The organism is Micromonospora humi, from assembly GCF_900090105.1.
Taxonomy (GTDB): Bacteria; Actinomycetota; Actinomycetes; order Mycobacteriales; family Micromonosporaceae; genus Micromonospora; species Micromonospora humi.
On sequence record NZ_FMDM01000001.1, the window covers coordinates 308,166 to 325,374 of the forward strand.

Annotated in this window: 19 protein-coding genes; 10 read left to right on the forward strand and 9 right to left on the reverse strand. The window is 67.5% G+C overall.

Going from position 1 to position 17,209, the window contains the following annotated elements; genetic code table 11:
• Positions 1-478 precede the first annotated feature (478 nt).
• Complete coding sequence (locus GA0070213_RS01325) at positions 479-1,504, forward strand: hypothetical protein (protein WP_091055791.1); 1,026 nt, start codon at positions 479-481, stop codon at positions 1,502-1,504.
• Here GA0070213_RS01325 and GA0070213_RS01330 read toward each other — a convergent pair.
• The 5 genes from GA0070213_RS01330 to GA0070213_RS01350 form a co-directional block, all read right to left on the reverse strand.
• Entirely contained in the window at positions 1,501-2,154 is a 654-nt protein-coding gene (locus tag GA0070213_RS01330) for a hypothetical protein (RefSeq protein ID WP_139128603.1), read from the reverse strand. The genes GA0070213_RS01325 and GA0070213_RS01330 overlap by 4 nt on opposite strands.
• Positions 2,151-2,468 (reverse strand): hypothetical protein, encoded by a 318-nt coding sequence (locus GA0070213_RS01335; RefSeq protein WP_091055797.1) that lies wholly within the window; start codon positions 2,466-2,468, stop codon positions 2,151-2,153. Before GA0070213_RS01335 ends, GA0070213_RS01330 begins: the two co-directional genes overlap by 4 nt.
• Positions 2,469-2,532: 64 nt before the next feature.
• Positions 2,533-3,573 (reverse strand): ADP-ribosylglycohydrolase family protein, encoded by a 1,041-nt coding sequence (locus GA0070213_RS01340; protein WP_217628570.1) that lies wholly within the window; start codon positions 3,571-3,573, stop codon positions 2,533-2,535.
• Positions 3,506-3,841 carry a hypothetical protein gene (locus GA0070213_RS31990; RefSeq protein WP_245716204.1) on the reverse strand — a complete coding sequence of 112 codons (336 nt, stop codon included), beginning with the start codon at positions 3,839-3,841 and terminating at the stop codon, positions 3,506-3,508. The genes GA0070213_RS01340 and GA0070213_RS31990 overlap by 68 nt, the downstream gene beginning before the upstream one ends.
• Positions 3,842-3,843: 2 nt before the next feature.
• Positions 3,844-4,122: a cell division protein DivIVA gene (locus GA0070213_RS01350; protein WP_245716205.1), complete on the reverse strand. Its 279-nt coding sequence runs from the start codon at positions 4,120-4,122 to the stop codon at positions 3,844-3,846.
• A 319-nt stretch (positions 4,123-4,441) separates the two neighbouring features.
• On the opposite strand from GA0070213_RS01350, the gene GA0070213_RS01355 reads away from it, so the two are divergent.
• Complete coding sequence (locus tag GA0070213_RS01355; RefSeq protein WP_091055801.1) at positions 4,442-4,681, forward strand: winged helix-turn-helix domain-containing protein; 240 nt, start codon at positions 4,442-4,444, stop codon at positions 4,679-4,681.
• 6 nt (positions 4,682-4,687) lie between these two features.
• Here the strand turns inward: GA0070213_RS01355 and GA0070213_RS01360 are convergent, their stop codons facing one another.
• Positions 4,688-5,458 (reverse strand): phosphotransferase, encoded by a 771-nt coding sequence (locus tag GA0070213_RS01360; protein WP_091055804.1) that lies wholly within the window; start codon positions 5,456-5,458, stop codon positions 4,688-4,690.
• A 74-nt stretch (positions 5,459-5,532) separates the two neighbouring features.
• Here GA0070213_RS01360 and GA0070213_RS01365 point away from each other — a divergent pair, with 74 nt between their 5' ends.
• The 5 genes from GA0070213_RS01365 (at position 5,533) to GA0070213_RS01385 (ending at position 12,749) form a co-directional block, all read left to right on the forward strand.
• The gene (locus tag GA0070213_RS01365; RefSeq protein ID WP_091055806.1) at positions 5,533-6,378 is read left to right on the forward strand and encodes an alpha/beta fold hydrolase; all 846 of its coding nucleotides are present in this window, start codon (positions 5,533-5,535) and stop codon (positions 6,376-6,378) included.
• Between the two features lie 94 nt (positions 6,379-6,472).
• Positions 6,473-10,048: a BREX-2 system adenine-specific DNA-methyltransferase PglX gene (gene pglX / locus GA0070213_RS01370; RefSeq protein ID WP_091055810.1), complete on the forward strand. Its 3,576-nt coding sequence runs from the start codon at positions 6,473-6,475 to the stop codon at positions 10,046-10,048.
• The gene (locus GA0070213_RS01375; RefSeq protein ID WP_139128604.1) at positions 10,045-11,295 is read left to right on the forward strand and encodes a hypothetical protein; all 1,251 of its coding nucleotides are present in this window, start codon (positions 10,045-10,047) and stop codon (positions 11,293-11,295) included. The genes pglX and GA0070213_RS01375 overlap by 4 nt, the downstream gene beginning before the upstream one ends.
• Positions 11,296-11,359: 64 nt before the next feature.
• On the forward strand, positions 11,360-12,358 hold the full coding sequence (locus tag GA0070213_RS01380) for a hypothetical protein (protein WP_091055815.1): 999 nt from the start codon (positions 11,360-11,362) through the stop codon (positions 12,356-12,358).
• 34 nt (positions 12,359-12,392) lie between these two features.
• Positions 12,393-12,749 carry a hypothetical protein gene (locus GA0070213_RS01385; RefSeq protein WP_245716206.1) on the forward strand — a complete coding sequence of 119 codons (357 nt, stop codon included), beginning with the start codon at positions 12,393-12,395 and terminating at the stop codon, positions 12,747-12,749.
• A gap of 21 nt (positions 12,750-12,770) precedes the next feature.
• Here GA0070213_RS01385 and GA0070213_RS01390 read toward each other — a convergent pair whose 3' ends face one another.
• The 3 genes from GA0070213_RS01390 to GA0070213_RS31365 form a co-directional block, all read right to left on the reverse strand.
• Positions 12,771-13,022, reverse strand: coding sequence for a DUF7662 domain-containing protein (locus GA0070213_RS01390; RefSeq protein WP_139128605.1), 252 nt, complete (start codon positions 13,020-13,022; stop codon positions 12,771-12,773).
• Positions 13,023-13,026: 4 nt separating this feature from the next.
• Positions 13,027-13,980, reverse strand: a complete 954-nt coding sequence (locus tag GA0070213_RS01395) for a protein NO VEIN domain-containing protein (protein WP_091055823.1) — start codon at positions 13,978-13,980, stop codon at positions 13,027-13,029.
• A 75-nt stretch (positions 13,981-14,055) separates the two neighbouring features.
• Complete coding sequence (locus GA0070213_RS31365) at positions 14,056-14,742, reverse strand: hypothetical protein (protein ID WP_175441162.1); 687 nt, start codon at positions 14,740-14,742, stop codon at positions 14,056-14,058.
• Between the two features lie 366 nt (positions 14,743-15,108).
• Here GA0070213_RS31365 and GA0070213_RS01405 point away from each other — a divergent pair, with 366 nt between their 5' ends.
• The 3 genes from GA0070213_RS01405 to GA0070213_RS01415 are packed head-to-tail and all read left to right on the forward strand — an operon-like array spanning position 15,109 to position 17,208.
• Positions 15,109-16,116, forward strand: coding sequence for a radical SAM protein (locus GA0070213_RS01405; protein WP_091055828.1), 1,008 nt, complete (start codon positions 15,109-15,111; stop codon positions 16,114-16,116).
• A gap of 22 nt (positions 16,117-16,138) precedes the next feature.
• The gene (locus tag GA0070213_RS01410; RefSeq protein ID WP_091055830.1) at positions 16,139-16,543 is read left to right on the forward strand and encodes a TIR domain-containing protein; all 405 of its coding nucleotides are present in this window, start codon (positions 16,139-16,141) and stop codon (positions 16,541-16,543) included.
• The gene (locus GA0070213_RS01415; RefSeq protein WP_091055832.1) at positions 16,540-17,208 is read left to right on the forward strand and encodes a type 2 periplasmic-binding domain-containing protein; all 669 of its coding nucleotides are present in this window, start codon (positions 16,540-16,542) and stop codon (positions 17,206-17,208) included. The genes GA0070213_RS01410 and GA0070213_RS01415 overlap by 4 nt, the downstream gene beginning before the upstream one ends.
• Position 17,209 lies beyond the last annotated feature (1 nt).

A 17,209-nucleotide genomic window follows, 5' to 3' on the forward strand; every position in this document is an offset into this window, starting at 1 on the left:
CAGCCCGTCTGATCGGTTCGATCCCCCCCCAGTCCCACTGGTGGTACCCAGTCAACCGATCGGGTCGTTCCTCTCGCTGAGACGTCGTGGCAAACTCGCTGTCACCACAGCCTCACTCCTGGAGGAAGCCGGGTGAGATCATGGCTCCTGCTGATCATCATTTCCCGGTTGCCGATCACCTGGTTCGGGCATCGGTTTCAGCTTCGCGGCCTGCCGAACGATCGCCCTCGCTTCGTCTATCTCTGTCCGGCCGCAGGCTGTCCATGGGTCAGTCGTCTACTGCGTTCGGATGAGACCAGTATCCGGTGTGAGCAGCATTCGCACATGGGAGTGCGAAAGGTCTTCGTGAGGCTTTACTCATGCAGCGGTTGCTCCCAGACGTTGGTGTATCCGCGTGACTTCGATGCCGAGGGGAGCCAACACATAAGCCCTGGCGCGCACGACCCTCGTCCTCTGCGTACCGAGTGAGGTGTGAGACATGTGGCTGGGTGCGCTGTTCACCTCGACTGCTGCCAATTTCGGACGGTTGCTGATCGTCGGCCTGCTTCCGAACGCCATCCTCGTGGCGTACGTCTGGGTCCTTCTGATGATCGGTGCCTTCACCAACACCGCTCCGTTGGTGTTTCCGGAGGCGCTCTCAAACATCAGCTTCAAGACGGACGCGGGCGGGCTGCTGGTGTTCGTGCTTTCGGTGATCACACTCACCGTGGTCATCCAGCCGTTCCAGATTCGGCTCGTTCGAATGCTCGAGGGCTATTGGCATGGACGGCTGGGAGTTTTTCCTAGTCGCCTCGCCACTGGGGTCCACACCTGGAGACGGGCAAGGCTACGTCGAGCAGCGAACTCCTCCGTTCCGAATGTCAACGACGTTGAACTCGCCCGCATGCCGATCGCCGCGCAGGTCCGGGTGCAGCGGCGGGCGCGGAGGATCGAAGCCCGGTCGGAACGCGCCGAGACAAAGCTCATGTCATACCCGCCCGGGACGGAGCCGGTGCTGCCGACGATGCTCGGCAATACCCTTCGGCGCAACGAGCGGGTAGCGGGTGAGCGCTACGCGATGGACACCCTCAGAACGTGGCCCCGCCTCTATCCGCTGCTCAGCAAGAAGGTCGCGGACGAGTTCGACTCGGACAGCGACGGCGTGGACGCCTCGGCGAATCTTGCGGTCACCTTCCTGGTCATGGCTGCGCTGGGGTTTGTGGCCTTCGCCAACGACGGGTGGATGCGGCTGGTTCCGGCCGCTCTGCTGCTGCTCGCTGTCGCCGCCTACCGTGCCGCTATCGCGGCAGCGGGCGGTCAGGGCCTGGCGATGTCGGTCGCCTACGACCTGCACCGCTTCGACCTCATCGAGGGTCTTCACCTTGGGCTTCCCTCGACCACGAAGAATGAAGCGGAGCGCAACAGGCAGTTGTCCCACTTCTTCATGGTCAGCGACGACACGCCGGACCCACCGTCCGCCGCGGACGAGCTGAACCTGTCCTATGTGCATCCGAGGCGTGACTAGCTTCGGCGGAGTTCCAGGGCTCCACCGAAGCCGATCAGTCGAACCTCAAGGTCGTGGCCGTCCGTGTCAGGCAGTTCGCGACGGCCCGATTCCCGTACGAGAAGCAGTGGTCCGGCCGGCGGTCGGGCCAACACCCGCCACTCCCGGGGAACGTCGACCACCACCCGGCCGCCGAAGGCCACGGCAGTGAGGACGGGCTGACCATGAGGCTGCGAGCCGAGCATGTCCACCCGAATCTCGCCGAGGACTGCGACCGCGCGTAGCTGCCCGCGTAGGGCGTTCAGTGCGGCAACGCGTCCGCTCCACATGACCCGGGTCCACGGGCGTTCGCCGCCCACCGCCGACGTCGCCAAGGCGACCGCGCCGACGAACACCACCGCGAAGGCGATGTTCGTTACTTGGGCCGGACTGACGGCGGGTCGGAGCGCCACGATGGCGGCGATCGTGGCCAGGATGCCTGGGCCGATGTAGGCCGCAACCGAGCGGGTCAGCGCTCGCGCGAGATTCACCAGGGCGAGAGCCGCCAGCGCGTAGGGCCCGAACTCGGTGAACGTGGCCCACGCGAGCGCGAAGCGCTCGGCAGGATCGAAGATCAAATAGCTGGTGGTGACAAGGCCGATCATTCCCAGCCAGAGACGTAGCCGCTTCACGGTGCTGTCCGCGGCTCCTCCGAGGATCCGGGCACACGCTTGTACGTGCATTTCACGGAGACGGCGTGACGCTCGTCGTCGCGCACGAGCAGCACACCGGCATCGGGTAGCAGGTCAAGCTGGAACGTGGCCTCAAGCCCGTCGAGCATCCACACCTGGCCGGAGTCGGCCCCGGCGTCGAGTTGGTCAGCCAACTTTCTGCTGATCAGGGCTATCGCGGTCGCCAGATCATCCACTCGCGACTCGTCGGCGACATGTCGCGTCGACAGCGCCCCCGGGCTGTCCGGCGGTTGCACCTCGACGGTTAGTTCCATGGGACCTTCATACCTTTTCCGAGCCGAGCACGGCAGCGCCGGCGGACCGACGTGAGCGAATGCGTCACCAGCCGGGGTATCGATCCCACCAGTGGGGGTCCGTCGCATCGCTGTACTCGCTCCCGGACGGCCCGTCGACGAACTCGGTGACCAGGTCGCGGGCCAGGACGTCGGCGACCCAGGCCAGTTCCATCCGGGAGACCCACGCGATCGGAAGAGCGTCGACGCCGTGCGCGGCGCCGAGGAACGCTCCGACGGTGGCGGCCACGTGCCTGCCGTACGGGACGGACGCGGCGAACAGCAGAGCGTCGCCCAGTTGCTCTCGGTCGGGAAACGAGAGCGCCACGTAGACAGCTCCGGCCAGCGCCGAAGCGGCCCGGGCATCCGGGCAGAGCTGCGCCAGGGCAGCCGCCTGGCGTGGAGTGTCCCGCGCCGCGTGCACCGCCGGGGAGAGCGGCTGGTCGTTCATGACCCGGACCAGGGACTGGCATTCCCGCTGTGCCCGTTCCGTCGCCTCTTCGATGTTCCGGCCCGCGATGATGTTGCTGATCACCGTAGCGGCGAGCGCGGCGGCGTCGGCCGCCTCAGGGCCGTGCGTGGTGGCCGCGACCTCCGCCGCGAAGCGGCCGGGCTCCGGCCCCCACCATCGGATGAGTCCGGCGGGCAGGGTACGGGTGAGCCCGTGTGCTCCGGTGCTGGTCCAGGTGCGGTCACCGTCGCCCAGGACCGGCTGCGCCTGCAGTGCGGACACGGTGGCCGGGGCGGATCCACGCCGCTTCCCGAGGGCGGGGACCTGTGCGAGCCAGCCGTCCGGCCAGTCTTCCTCCTGCCAGCGTTTGATGCCGGGGATGCCCTGCATCGCCGCCCATCTGGTGTAGGCGTGCCACACCACGCTCGGCGGGTGACAGATGCCCTTGTGCATGCCTCGGACGTTGGCGCGGATGATGCCGTCGATGGTGAAGCAGGCGAGCTGGCCGGCGCTGGTGGCCCGCAGCGCCCCGCCGGCCGGCGCGGTGCCGGCGGTCGCACCGATCGCGTCACCGAGCATCAGCCCGAGCACGCACCCCCGAGCCGTGGCGAGCTGCTCCGCTGTCACCCTGGTCATTCCGAGCAGCATAGGGGCGGGTGACGCGAGCACGGCTCGGCGTCGGGATGTTGACAGGCGGGCGGAGGCCGGCGAGCTGGACGAAGATCTCCCGCTTCGCGGTGGCGAGGCCACGACGGTCGAGGACGTAACCGGTCAGCCAGATCCAGCCGAGGTGGGTCAGTTCGGGTCCGACCGAGACGACCCGGAACGTCAGGGCGCGGTCGCCGCCGAACTGCACCGAGGCGCGGCCGTCGATCCGCAGCCGGTCACCCGGTTGCGGACGCACCGCTACCAGTGACCCTGGTTCGGTGGGCGGCACTCGCGGGCGTGCATCGCCTGCCAGTCGCGTACGGCCCGCTTCAGCCGCTCGTTCTCCACGGTGAGCCGGCGGATCTGCCGGTGCAGGTCGGTCAGCTCGTCGGCGACCTCGGCCGGGAACGCGCGTACCTGCTCGCCGTCGACGCCCCGGCGGCGCCTGTCAAAGGCGCGGGTCCGCGCCTCGTAAGGGGTCATCCGGGCCGGCAGGCCCGTGCCGTAGAGCTGGCCGGAGCGATACACCTCGGTCACGTCGGTCCTTTCCCAGTGCAGGCGGAAGCGCGGAGGGTCGGTGCGGTGGGTGTGGAAGGGCGGGCCGTCCGCAGCCGGCGTGCGGACAACCCGCCCGCTCCGCCGCCGCAGCCCACATCGGCGGTACGGAGGCGGAGCGCACTCGGTAGGTCGGGACGGGCACGCGCACCCGCCCCGACCGGGGGAATGAGCCGAACTCGTTGCCACGCGAGGAGCGGCCCGAGGACAACACTAACGGCTTAGCCGTTTAAGTCAATCACCGGTTGTTGTCGTTCGTGGGCGGTTCGTGATCGAATTGGCGTGCCACGCAAGGAGCGCCATGCCAATAACACCCGATTACATCCGCATCGCCGACGACATCATCGCTGGTGTCAGGGGCAAGCGACTCAAGTCAGACGACAAGCTGCCGTCGATCGCTCAGATGGCCGCGGACTACAAGGTGGGCACCTCGACCATCCAGATGGTCTACGTCCGGCTGGAAGCGCTGCGAGTGATCCGGCGGCACCAGGGCAAGGGAATCTTCCTCAACGATCCGAAGCTCTGGATGCGCGAGCCGTAGGCGGCGTCAGTCCAGCAGGGCCTTCAGCCACCGGTCGGTGTGCTGCTCGGTGTAGTCGGCGTCGGCGCGCCATACGTCGCCGTGCCCGGTCCGCCAGTGCGTCGCCCACGGCTCCACCCCGAGCGCGGCCTGGTCCCGCAGGAAGTCGTGCATCGCCCGGGTCCGCACGGTCAGCAGCGGCACCAGGTCGCGGCGCTGTTGCTGGTCCAGCCCGTACGCGTCCACGAGGGTGCGTAGCCGCCGCCCCGCGTCGGCGCGCTGCCAGTCGGGATGCGCCGACAGCGGGACGAAGCCGTGCGCCGCGTTTGCGAGATCCCACAGGCGTGACCCCGGCCCGGCGTTGTCCCAGTCGATGACGACCCAGCGGTCACCGATCACGAGGTTCCACGGCGCGAGGTCGTGGTGGACGATCAGCTCGTCCCGGTCAGCCGCAATGAGGGCGTTCCACCGCGCGTCGGCCGGCGGGGTGAATGTCGCGAGCGCGTCGTGCAGCTCCCGCGCCAGCCGGCCCACCCGGGCGAGTTGGTCTAGCGGTTCGAGCAGGTCGAAGTGGTGCGGCCACGGCACCTCACCCGCCGCGTAGGTGAGCACCTCCCGCCCCTGCTCGTCGATGCCGAGCGGCCGGGGCGCGCCCCGAAAACCGACCGACCAGAGATGGTCGAGCAGCGAGTGCACCGCCGGGGTCCAGGGACCGGCCTGCCGGCGTACGGTGTCTCCGACCCGTACCACGCCCGCCGACACGTTCCCGCCGGCGAGCGGGATCTCCTCGACGCTCATCCGCCAAACGTGCCACATCGGCCGTCCCACCGCAGGCCCCCGCCAGCGGGCGCACGGGTCGCCATACTGTCGCGATGGCCGTGGTCGTTCGTACCGAAGATGGTTGTCGCCTGTGGGCCGACCAGGCCGGCGCCGGGTCTCCGCTGGTGCTCTGTCACGGCGGCCCGGGCATGTGGGACTACCTCGACCCGGTCGCCCGGCTGCTCGACGAGCACGCCCGCGTCGTCCGGTGGGACCAGCGTGGGTGCGGGCGCTCGGAGCGGCGCGGGCCGTACACGGTCGCCCGCTTCGTCGCCGACCTCGACGCGGTACGCGAGCGCCTGGCCGGGCCGCGGACGGTCCTGCTGGGGCACTCGTGGGGCGCGCACCTGGCGCTGCGGTATGCCCTCGACCACCCCGAGCGGGTCAGTCACCTGATCTACGTCTCCGGCACCGGCATCGACGCTGATCGGGGGTGGCATCCGCACTACGAGCGGAATCTCCGGCGGCGGCTCGGGGCGCGCCTGGACCGGTGGGAGGCGCTTGGTGCCCGCGACCGCACCCCCGCCGAGGAACGCGAGTGGGCGGTCCTGCAGTGGTCGGCCGACTTCGCCGACCCCGACGCCGGGCTGCGGCACGCCGAGGAGATGGCCACGCCGTGGCTCGGTCTCAACCGTGACTGCAACCGGGCCATCAACGCCGAGGTCAAACGGGAGTTGAGAGAAGCCGACCTCACCGCGCGGTGCCGGGCGCTCGACCTGCCCGTGCTGATCGTCGACGGCCCGGAGGACATCCGTCCCCGCTGGGGCGTCGACTCGCTGCACCAGGCGCTGCCGAACTGCTCACGGGTGAGCCTCGCCGGATCCGATCACCTGCCGTGGGCCGAGAACCCGCACGACTTCCGTCGAGCCGTCACCACCTTCCTCGACGCGATGGCGTGAGTCGTCGTGCGAACCTGAATCGGTAGCGGCCTGTCGACCAGATCGGTACTTACGGGTACCTCCGTCCCGTCCACGGGACGGCTAGAGTCGTCGCGTGATCGACCGGAAACTGCTCTTGTCAGACCTGCAGAAGCAGGTCAAGAACCTGGAAAAGGACCTGCGGGAGCAGGCTGAGTCGGTCGAGGAGGTGCGCCTCAAGCTGCGCGGCGAGTACGACCACGCCTTCAAGGTCGGGCGCACCGCCGCCACCTGGACCACCTGGCGCGACGAGCGCGTCACGCAGGCCGCCGTCGCGTGGGTGCTCGGCACCGTCTTCGTGCGCTTCTGCGAGGACAACGGCCTGCTGCCCGACCCCTACCTGTCCGGCCCGGGGGACCGCCTGGTCCTCGCCGAGGAGGCTGAGGCGCAGTTCTTCCGGGACCAGCCGGACGAGACGCTTCGTGGCTGGCTGAAGCAGGGCTTCGCCGCTATCGCCAGCACGCAGGCCGGCAAGTCGCTGTTCGACGAGCAGCACAACCCGCTCTACCAGATCCCGCTGTCGCACGACGAGGCGAAGAACCTGATCGCGTTCTGGCGTCGGCGCGGCGAGGTCGGCGGCCTGGTCCACGACTTCACCGACCCGGAGTGGGACACCCGCTTCCTCGGTGACCTCTACCAGGACCTGTCCGAGGCGGCCCGCAAGACGTACGCGCTGCTCCAGACACCTGAGTTCGTCGAGGAGTTCATTCTCGATCTGACGCTCACCCCGGCGATCGCCGAGTTCGGCCATGACGTGGTCAAGATGATCGACCCGACGTGCGGCTCGGGCCACTTCGTCCTCGGCGCCTTCCACCGCCTGCTGAAGGAGTGGGAGCAGCACGCCCCCAACCGCGATCCTCAGGAGCGGGTGCGCCTCGCGCTCGACGCCGTCCACGGCGTCGACATCAACCCCTTCGCCGTAGCCGTTGCCCGCTTCCGCCTCCTGGTCGCCGCCCTCCGTGAGTGCGGCGTCAAAGACCTCGCCGACTCGTCCGGCTACGTATTCCCGATGCACCTCGCGATCGGCGATTCTCTCATCAAGGCCCGCCAACTCGATCTTTTTGACGGAACAGCTGTGCTCGCTGATTTAAGCTACGCCACTGAGGATCTCGACGAGCATCCGGGGATCCTCCAAGAAGGCCGTTACCACGTCGTAGTGGGCAACCCGCCTTATATCACAGTTAAAGATAAGCGGTTGAATGACCTCTACCGTCAAGCTTACAGCGCAACATCTGGCCGCTATTCCCTTTCGCTGCCCTTCGCCCAAAGGTTCTTCCAGTTGGCATGTTGGACAGGAGCGGGAGCCGTTGGTGCAGGGTACGTCGGGCAGATCACGGCAAACTCCTTCATGAAGCGGGAGTTCGGGAGGCTTCTCATTGAGCAGTTCTTTGCTAACGAGGTTGAACTCTCTCATGTAATCGATACCTCGGGAGCCTACATCCCCGGGCATGGTACGCCGACCGTGATCCTAATCGGTCGCAGTCGGAAGCCGGTAGTCTCCGGCCGCGTCCGCACACTGCTAGGCAAGAAGGGGGAAATTGAAGTCCCGGATGATCCTCGGGACGGCGAAGTGTGGAAAGCAGTCGTTGCTCAACTGATGAGGCCGGGAACAGAGAGTGAGTGGATTGAGTCCGCCGATGTCCCACGCTCCACATTCTCCAAGTATCCCTGGAGTCTGAGTGGTGGAGGCGCTGGCGAGGTAGCGGGACTGATCGACAGCGTTTCACCGAGACGGCTCATTGAGCGGCTCGATGGGACGATTGGGTTTGCCGGTTTCTCGGCGACTGATGACGTATTTTATCTTCCGAAAAACTGGCATCGGCGATTCGGGACGCCGCAGGCATGGATCCGGGATCTAGTTGCCGGAAAAAATATTGATGAGTGGGCGGCAATTTCGGATGTCTCGGCGATCTCTCCTTACGAAGATGACGCCGGGCGGCTCATGCGGTTGGATACCAGCCGTCCATGGGCTAGGCACTTTTGGCTCGCCCGGCAGCAACTTCGCAGCCTCACGAACTTTTCGGGTGACGCTCGCTCCGTTCCATGGTGGGCGTGGTATCAGTGGTCGAACAGACGAACTTCCGCTCCACGGGTAGTATGTCTCGCGAAAATTGCCACGCATAACAGGGCTTTCCTAAACCGCTCGGGATACGTTACGAATCAGCATGTGCATGCTGCTGTCCCGTTAGGTGGGGAATCGGAGGCTCTGGGGATCCTTGCCCTGATCAACAGCTCTACCGGATGCTTTTGGTTGAAGCAAGTGAGTCATGACAAGGGCAATAGGGGTGGGGAGAGGTCGACCGCCCGTTATGCCTGGGAGCACTTCTTCGAGTTCAGTGGAGCGAAGCTTCAGGACTTCCCGCTGCCGTCGGCGTACCCCCTTGAACTGAGCCGGGAGATCGACGGGCTGGCGCAGCGGCTCGCCGCGGTGAGCGCGGCGACGATCGCGGCTTCTGGCGTGCCCACTCGCGAGCGACTGGCTGCCGCCTCCGAGGAGTGGCGCTCGGTCCGGAAGCGGATGATTGCGTTGCAGGAGGAGTTGGACTGGCAGGTCTACTCGCTCTACGGGCTGCTGGACGAGGAGTTGACCGCGCCGGCCGGCTCGGTACCGGAGTTGAAGCTGGGGGAGCGGGCGTTCGAGATCGTGCTCGCCCGGAAGATGCGTGATGAGGGCCTGGAGACGCAGTGGTTCGCTCGACACGGCTCGGAGCCGATCACCGAGCTACCCGAGGACTGGTCGCCTGAGTACCGGGCGATCGTGGAGCGGCGGATCGCGGTCATCGAGGGCAACCGCAACATCGGGTTGATCGAGCGGCCGGAGTGCAAGCGGCGGTGGGCCACCGAGGGCTGGGACGCGATGCAGCGCAAGGCGCTGCGCGACTGGCTGCTAAACCGGTGCGAGGCGCGGGAGCTGTGGTACCACCACGTCGACGGCCTGGAGCAGCCGCGCCCGCTGACCACCGCGCAGCTCGCCGACGAGCTGCGTCGCGACGACGACGTGCTCACCGTCGCCGGCATCTACGCGCCCGGCCAGGATCTCGGCAAGGTGATCGCCGACCTGGTCGCCGACGAGCACGTGCCGCACCTGGCCGCGCTGCGCTACAAGGACTCGGGCCTGGTCAAGCGGGCCGACTGGGAGCAGGTGTGGGACCTGCAGCGGCAGGAGGACGCGCTGCCCGACGAGGCGGCGAAGCGGGAGTTCCGCAAGCGGATCCCGGTGCCGCCGAAGTACACCTCGGCGGACTTCCTCGAGGGCAGCTACTGGAAGCATCGCGGCAAGCTCGACGTACCCAAGGAACGCTTCGTCTCGTACCCCGGTGCCAGCCGCGACGGTGACCCGTCGCTGCTGGTCGGCTGGGCCGGCTGGGACCACCGCGAGCAGGCCCAGGCCCTCGCCACCCTGGTCGTCGCCCGCGAGCAGGAGGACGGCTGGGCCGCCGACCGGCTGTTGCCGCTGGTCGCCGGCTTGCGCGAAATCCTGCCCTGGGTACGCCAGTGGCACGGCGCGTTCGACCCGGAGTGGGGGGCGTCGCCGGCGGACATCTACGCCGGCTTCCTCGCCGAGACCACCAACCGTCTCCACCTCACCGACGAGGCGCTCACCTCGTGGCGTCCGCCGAAAGCCACCCGAGGCCGCAGGGCGAAGCCGTGACCGCCTCCCACCGAACCGACGCGACGTGGGGGCTCCCCGGGGATGTCGTCCGCCGCGGAGACGCCGAGGTTGATGCCGGCGGAACCTGGTGGGACGCGGGCGACGTGGAGGACGTCGCGGAAATGCTCGCTTCGCGCCGCTCCCGGCTCTGGCAGGTCGTGAACCCCGCCGAGATGGCCGCGTGGGTCTTCGAGGAGCCAGCTCCGTCGCCGGTCGACCCGGCGCCGGTAGACGTCGACGACGGCTGGGGGAGCGGCCCCGACGAGGCGGTTCACGAGGCATGGGCGTTCGCCGGCTGGGTGGCCCGAATGGTCGTGCCGGACGCCACCAACACCGCGGGCAAGTACTGGATCCTGTCCCACCTGACCGACGCCGTACCTGCCAGATTGCGGCTGACAGTCGGGGTGCTGGAGATCCTCGGCCTGGATGAGACGGGGGAGAGGGTCTGGCTCCGGTCCCACGCCGCGCCGATCGTCTCGGCCATGGACGTCGGTGCGGTCGATCTGGAGGACTGGGGGCGCCGCGGCATCGACATGGAGGAGGACGGCACCAAGACCCTCGCGGAGGAGAAAGTCCTCCTCAGCTGTCCCGACCTCGACACCGCGCGCTGGCTGCTGCGGCAGCCGCCGGTTGTCGCCGGTCTTCGGCTGCTGTCCTGCTGGGTGGCCGCCGGACCGTACTCGTTCGAGGGGCGGTACCGCCCGGAAATCGTCGGACGAGCCTGGCGGGCGTCGGAGTTGCTGGCCGGCGACGACATCGATGCGCTGACCGGTGGCGGCTTTGATCGGCCGTACACCGGTGTGACGATGACTGGTGACCTGCCCGCGCAGCGGTCGTTCGACGCTGACGCCTACCGGGCGGGGGGGGACGAGCACGACCGCCTGTGCCGCTCGCTGATTGCCCACCTGTCCCGTTCGGGTTCGGCCGCGGGATCCGGCCTGGCCGGGGTGAACGTCGATCTGGCGTGGCGGGACGTCGACGGACACCAGTTCATCGCCGAGGTGAAGAGCGTGCTCGCCGGCAACGAGGTCGAGCAGCTCCGGCTCGGCCTCGGGCAGGTGCTGGATTACCGGCATCGACTCGCGGCTCACGGTGTGGCCGCTACCGCAGTCCTGCTGGTCTCGCACTGCACGGACCCGGCCTGGCCGGCGATCTGCGCCGACAGCGGCGTGCTGCTGCTGACCGCGGAAGAGGAGCCGACCTGGCCCGCAAAGCTCGACGCGGCGGCAGGGACGGTGCACGGATGAGTCAGACGCGAGCGCTTGCTCGGCCGTCAGCCGCGGAAGCAACGACGAGGTTTCGAGGTGGGTCATGCCGTTCCCGGTAGTTCTGGTCGCCGTCGCCGCAGGGACGACGGCAGTCAGCTTCATCGGCAACAAGATCATTGAGAGCCAGGCGAAGAAGAGAATCGGGGAGATAGCGGGCCAGCACGACGAGGAGTACGCGAAGCACCGTGCCGTCGCCGACTCCACTTCGGAAGGGCTGAGAAAACTGGGCGAGTGCCAACAGTCGGCCCTCGACGCGGTCATGCCCCGAATCCAAGCCTTCGCCGAGCGGAACGAGCGTCAACTGCGGATGCGGGGACGCCAGATTGTTGAGGACGGGGAGGCACCCGAGAGGCGTGAGATCGACGCGACCCCTGAGGTCTCGGTCCCGGGCGACGTCGCGACCGCGATGGCCGGCATCGCATCGGCCGCCGCAGGGAACGGCCTCAGTGTTGCCGCCTACACAACCGTAGCGAAGGTGGCCACCTCCTCGACGGGCACTGCGATCAACGCGTTGAGCGGCGCGGCCGCACGAAACGCAACCCTCGCGGCGATCGGAGGCGGCGCCAAGGCGGCAGGAGGCGGGGGGATCGCAGCAGGCGCCTTCCGCCTCAACATCATCACCGCGGTCCCGGCAGTCGCGCTCAGCGTCGGCTTGATGATCAAGTCGAAGTCTGACGCCGACAAGGCTGTCGCCAAGTACGATGCGGACGTCAAGACGGCGATCGCCACGTACCACCATCAGAACGAACTACTCCACGGCGTTGACGAGCGGGTCGGCGAGATGCAAGGCGTGTTGGCCGATCTCGTGCGGTGCGCAGGCGAAACACTCGACAGTTTGGAGCAGGCCGAGAGCGAGCCCGGCGGGTTCGATCTCGACAGCGACGATCACGCCCACCGTCTTCAGGCGGCGCTCCACGTCGTGAAGGGCGTCGGCGAAGTCAGCGCAGCGCCCGTCGTCAATGAGGACTTGACACTCGATCCCGATGGTGGATTTCTCGTGATTAAATATCGCGACTACGAACCGGAGCACGCGAATGCCTGATGCCCGTCGGAACACCGCCAAAGGGGCCGGCTGGATGGCCGCGACCCCGGACGCCGCTCAGTACCTGATGGCGATCGTCGACGTCGCCAAGCGCGTCGACGCCAACATGACCGAGCGCGCCCGGATCGCCGCAGACCGCGACAAGGAGATCGCCCGGATCAGCGCCGCGAGCCGAGGTCTGCGGGACTATCTGGATCGCGTCTTCGACGAGCGCCGCGAACTGCACCAGGCCTTCTTCGCCAGGCTCGACAAGGCCATCGAGGATCGCGACCCGGAGACCATCCGCGCTTGCGTGACTGGCATCGTCGACGTCGTCAAACACTCGCCGCTCAATGACATCGTGGAACTCCGCTCCGTGTGGGCGGACCCGAACGCGGTGATCGAGATCTAGCCTCGGTGCGCGTGGTGCTGATCAGCGGGCGGTAGGCGGCGCGGGTACGAAGCGGACCCGCCGGAGCGCGAGATCGGGGTACGCGGCATAGCCGGCGTCTTCCCATGAGCGGCTGTGCGGGTGGGTGCGGTCGCCGTTGGACCACCATGCCGGGTAGCGGTAGGCGGAGGGCGGCAGGCCGCCGGGCACCAGGTCCGCTACTTCTTCCAGGCTGTACGTCACCTCGCCAGCTCGGGTCCGAAGGTGGTCGCGCAGCCCGTCGTACTTCGACAAGTCGCTACCTTCCCGCATGTGACCGGCGCAGATCGACTTCGAACAGGAAGGGCTCGGCCGCCCTGACCGTGGTGTCCGCGTCGAAGAAGTGCAGGGTCGGGTCGACCAGGGCCTTGGTGACGACCGCCAGACGCCAACCTGGGTTCTCTCGTGCGGCACGCTCTTCGTTCCGCGTCAGCAGGATCTTCGGCACCAATCCGCTGACGGCTTTGACCTCGACCCGGTGCACCTCACCGTCCGGCGCGGTGCAGGCCAGATCCCAGCCGAGATTCTGCTTGCTCACGTCCTGCACACGCCAGCCGTCGCGCTTGTAGTGTCTCGTCACCGCCTTCATTCCCGCTGCTTCCACTTCGGCATTGGTGACCGGGTTGCCGAAGCCCGCGCCAGCGGCGGTCACCGTGATCTTCTGCGGCTGGGCGGGCAGGAGCCGTTCCAGGAGGGCCAGTTCGGCCTTCGTGACCGCCAGCGGATTGCCCATCTGAGGCTGCCGGAAGACTTCCAGATCGGCCAGACGAGCCTTGCCCTTCAGGCTCGCCCGGGGGATCGGCTCGTCGAAGAGTCGGAGATCGAGGGGGACGAAGTGCTTGGACTGCCGTCGTAGCCGCTCGTCTCGCCAGTATCCCGGATCATCATCCGTAGTGTCGGAGTAGCCGGCCCGCCCGAGGATCGTCCCTCGTCCCCACAGCCCGGGTTCCGGATAGGCCCGGGCCGGCCCGGTCACCCAGAACAGAACCTGCTGCCCTTCAGCCATAAGCGCGCTGCGGTAGTTGGCGACGACCGACCATTGATCGATTGTCTCTCCACCGTCCGCCCTAAAGGCTGCCAGATCCCACACCTCGGGGTTGCACTTCAGCATCCAGGCGCCCAGGTTCTCAACTGTCACCAGACGGTTCACGTCCGAGCCCTGATGCCGCCCAGCATCGGGAGCCTGGCTGGCCGCCGCGTTGCGCGCTGTCATCGGCCCATACTCCTGGGGCTGTCGTTGCGCGTCATCGCCGGATCGGCTGAGGGTCGCTGGCCTTCGCGTCCGCTGTCACTCCTCGACGGCTACGGTGGAATATCCGTCCACCTGCTTGCCGAGCAGATCTGCGACCTCGTCCGCGTCGGCGTTCAACACGCCCCCTGTGCCGGCGGCGACCAGAGTCGGCCCGACGAGGGCGAAGCCCTGCAGGGCGGTGCCACCCCGCAGTTCGATGCGGACGCCGAGGCTCCTCTCGCCGAGTCCCGGGAGGTTCATCAGGGCGTACGTGACCTTCTGGCCGTCGAGCGTGTCCTTGCGACAGGTTTCCAGCGTCTTCGCCATCTTGTCGAAGGACGCCTTCGCCTGCTCCGGGCCGGCGTACTGCCGCAGACTAACCATGATCAGCTGCGTGCTCAGGCCACCGCCCTTCTGGTACGACTGGGAAACCTTTACCTTGGCGGCGTACGGCTGCCGGTAGTTGCAGAAGGTCTTGTCCGAGCCGTCCGAGTCGCCGGACTCGTCTCTGCTGTAACCCGTCGGCATGGCGCTGAGGGGCAGCAATGCCTTCGTGAGGGCCTTCTTGTCGAGAATCTTGTATGTCGGTGCCGTCGGCGAGGGCTCGGGGGCCGGCGCCGTGGAAGGTGCGGGTGCTCCCGAGGCGGCAGGCTCCGGGCGCGGGGATGCGGGGCCACACCCGGTAAGGGTGAGGGACGTCGCCAAGGCAGCGATCATGGAAATGCCCATTGAATTGCGGAACATCGTTTCCTTGCTGGGTAGAGCCGACGAAGTGGAGAACCGACCCGGACCGCCTGAGACGCGAGCGCGGATTCCCGTACACGATAAGCCCAGTCGGCGACACTCCCGCTCCCAGGTCAGCGGCCGTCAGAAGCAGCCTTGGTCCGACCGGCGGTGGCCCTCGTCGTAGCCGGTAGGCACGGCAGTGGGAATCGGAATAGTTTCGTCAGCGCGTGTCAATGACGAGGCTCGGGCTGTCTTCGCACCTTCTCCTGCCCGTCCAGCGCAGTGACGGGGCATGACACCTTGACCCGGCTCCCGGGCTGACGGGACGATTCGTTGACTATCGGCGATGGATGCGGCATAGCACCGTTAACTCGGGGAGGTCGTGTGGTCAGGAAGGAGGCCCTCGTCACTCCGGAGACGCGGCCGCTCCTGCGCCGGGCGCATCAAATCGTCAACTCCGGCGATGGTGAGTACGCCTTCACCGACCTTCGCCGGACCACGCTCGGCGGCGTGCAGACGCGGCAGTTTCGCCTGTTCACACCGGTCAGCCGGCGCCGGATGAGGCTGCCCACCTCGCTGCCGGAGTTCACCGAGCTCCGCCACGTGGCCAACCTGTCCGACAGCCCGGTGACAGTGGCCGCCCAGCTCGGCGGCCAATGGTCCGACCACAACCTCGCGGCCATCACCCACGTCGCCGCGTGCAACTTCCGGTGCTCCTACTGCTACGTCGACTACGCGCACCTGGCCGGCGCTGATCACTTCGTGGCGAGCGCCGATGCCGTTGTGGCGGAGTTCGTCGCACTCCGAGTGGCGCTCCGGCGCACCGGTCGAAGGCTCAGCCTGTTGCGCGTCAGCGGCGGTGAGCCGCTGCTGGCGCCGTCGCTCGTCCTCGAGATCTACCAGGCTCTGGCCGTGCGAGGTCTGCTCGATTCCGTGGTCCTCAAGGTGGAGTCGAATCTGTCTACGCTGACCTACGCCTGGCGCCGGAGCGGTGGTCATCCCGGAGCGGGTGACTCCGCCGCCATGCGCGGCATCAAGCTCCACACCACGCTGCACCACCCACCCGACAGCCGGGAGTGGCCGGCCATTCGCGACGGGCTCGCCCTGGCGCTTGAGATCGGCTTCGACGTGTTCCCGGCGATCGGGGCGAACGACTGGACCACCACGCAATTCGAATCGCTCTACTCGGAGCTGGTCCGGATCAGCCCGGGGCTTCCGCTACGGCTGGCGGTGCGGCCGTTCCATCTCGACTATCCGGCGTTGGCGGATCGCCGGCGGCTACCGCAGCCGACGCCGGGTGAGGCCCCCTCGGTCAGGTGGGAAGGAATTCTTCGGCGGCGCGCCGATGTCGGGTACCTTGCCGAGCCGCGGCATCTGATACCGCTCACCTGAGCACTCACGCCCTGGAGGAGCGATGCCAGACCTCACGTCCGTCACGATCTGCAGCAGCTCGAAGTTCTACGACACAGCCCGCCGGGCGGAGGAAGCCTTCCGCGCCCTCGGGCTGATCGTTCACACGCCGCGTTACGACTACAACGAACAGCTGGTCACGGTCGACGAGACGGTCAAGTTCCGGCTCACCCACGAATTCCTCGCGAAGATCAGCAAGTCGGACGCCGTCTTCGTGGTGGCCAATGGCGGATACGCCGGAGCGAGCGTGTGTATCGAGGTCGGCTACGCCGCTGGGCAGGGCAAGACCGTCCTGTTCTCGGAGCAGCCCGCCGAGTTCGCGCTACGGGCGCTCGTCGACGCGGTGGTGTCGGTCGAGGGAATCCGTGACGGCATTCGAGCCGGCGGTACGGCGAGGACGTCACCATGATCATCGCTGTCCCGGCGCCGTCCAGCCGCCTGTTCGCACCGGTGGCCGACATGTTCGGTGACTTCTTCACCGGGCCGGACGGATCGCATCCACGGTCACTGTGGCAGCGATCCGGTATGGATGTGGTCGTACGGTGTCGGGGCTTCGACATTCCCGAGCTGGTGGCGGCGGGAGCCGTTGACGTGGGCATCACCGGATACGACGTGTGCGTCGAGCACTGTCTTGCCAACGGCAAACCACTGTTCATGCGTGCCCTGCCCGCGGCTCGGACCTCCTTCGTCACCTACTGCACCGTCGCCGGCCGAGACGTCGAGACGATCTACACCGAATACCCCGCTATCACCGAGGCATGGGTGAGCGCCCGCGCCGACCAACGGCCATCGCGAATCGTGCGGTTGCACGGATCGACCGAGGGTGTCATTCGCGTCGATGATCACGGGGCCGGCGTGTTGCTGGTGACGTCGGGGGAGACGCTTGTCGCGAACGGGTTGGACGTCGACGTACCCCTGCTCGCCACGGACATGTGCGTCGTGACCCGGTCGTCCGCCGTCAGATGGCCGGCGGCGGACGAACTGCCGACGCTCGCCATGCCGAGCTTCTGCACTGCCGGCGACGGGCGGGCAACCGACACCACGCAGTCGGGGGAGCTGAGCAGTGGAGATTGAG

What these genes read in the sequence shown, in the direction of transcription:
- GA0070213_RS01340 (WP_217628570.1), bottom strand. Translation starts at nt 3,573, where the DNA reads ATGACCAGGGTGACAGCGGAGCAGCTCGCCACGGCTCGGGGGTGCGTG.
- GA0070213_RS01335 (WP_091055797.1), bottom strand. Translation starts at nt 2,468, where the DNA reads ATGGAACTAACCGTCGAGGTGCAACCGCCGGACAGCCCGGGGGCGCTG.
- GA0070213_RS01360 (WP_091055804.1), bottom strand. Translation starts at nt 5,458, where the DNA reads ATGAGCGTCGAGGAGATCCCGCTCGCCGGCGGGAACGTGTCGGCGGGC.
- GA0070213_RS01355 (WP_091055801.1), top strand. Translation starts at nt 4,442, where the DNA reads ATGCCAATAACACCCGATTACATCCGCATCGCCGACGACATCATCGCT.
- GA0070213_RS01395 (WP_091055823.1), bottom strand. Translation starts at nt 13,980, where the DNA reads ATGACAGCGCGCAACGCGGCGGCCAGCCAGGCTCCCGATGCTGGGCGG.
- GA0070213_RS01415 (WP_091055832.1), top strand. Translation starts at nt 16,540, where the DNA reads ATGATCATCGCTGTCCCGGCGCCGTCCAGCCGCCTGTTCGCACCGGTG.
- GA0070213_RS31365 (WP_175441162.1), bottom strand. Translation starts at nt 14,742, where the DNA reads ATGTTCCGCAATTCAATGGGCATTTCCATGATCGCTGCCTTGGCGACG.
- GA0070213_RS01410 (WP_091055830.1), top strand. Translation starts at nt 16,139, where the DNA reads ATGCCAGACCTCACGTCCGTCACGATCTGCAGCAGCTCGAAGTTCTAC.
- GA0070213_RS01385 (WP_245716206.1), top strand. Translation starts at nt 12,393, where the DNA reads ATGGCCGCGACCCCGGACGCCGCTCAGTACCTGATGGCGATCGTCGAC.
- GA0070213_RS01325 (WP_091055791.1), top strand. Translation starts at nt 479, where the DNA reads ATGTGGCTGGGTGCGCTGTTCACCTCGACTGCTGCCAATTTCGGACGG.
- GA0070213_RS01380 (WP_091055815.1), top strand. Translation starts at nt 11,360, where the DNA reads ATGCCGTTCCCGGTAGTTCTGGTCGCCGTCGCCGCAGGGACGACGGCA.
- GA0070213_RS01365 (WP_091055806.1), top strand. Translation starts at nt 5,533, where the DNA reads ATGGCCGTGGTCGTTCGTACCGAAGATGGTTGTCGCCTGTGGGCCGAC.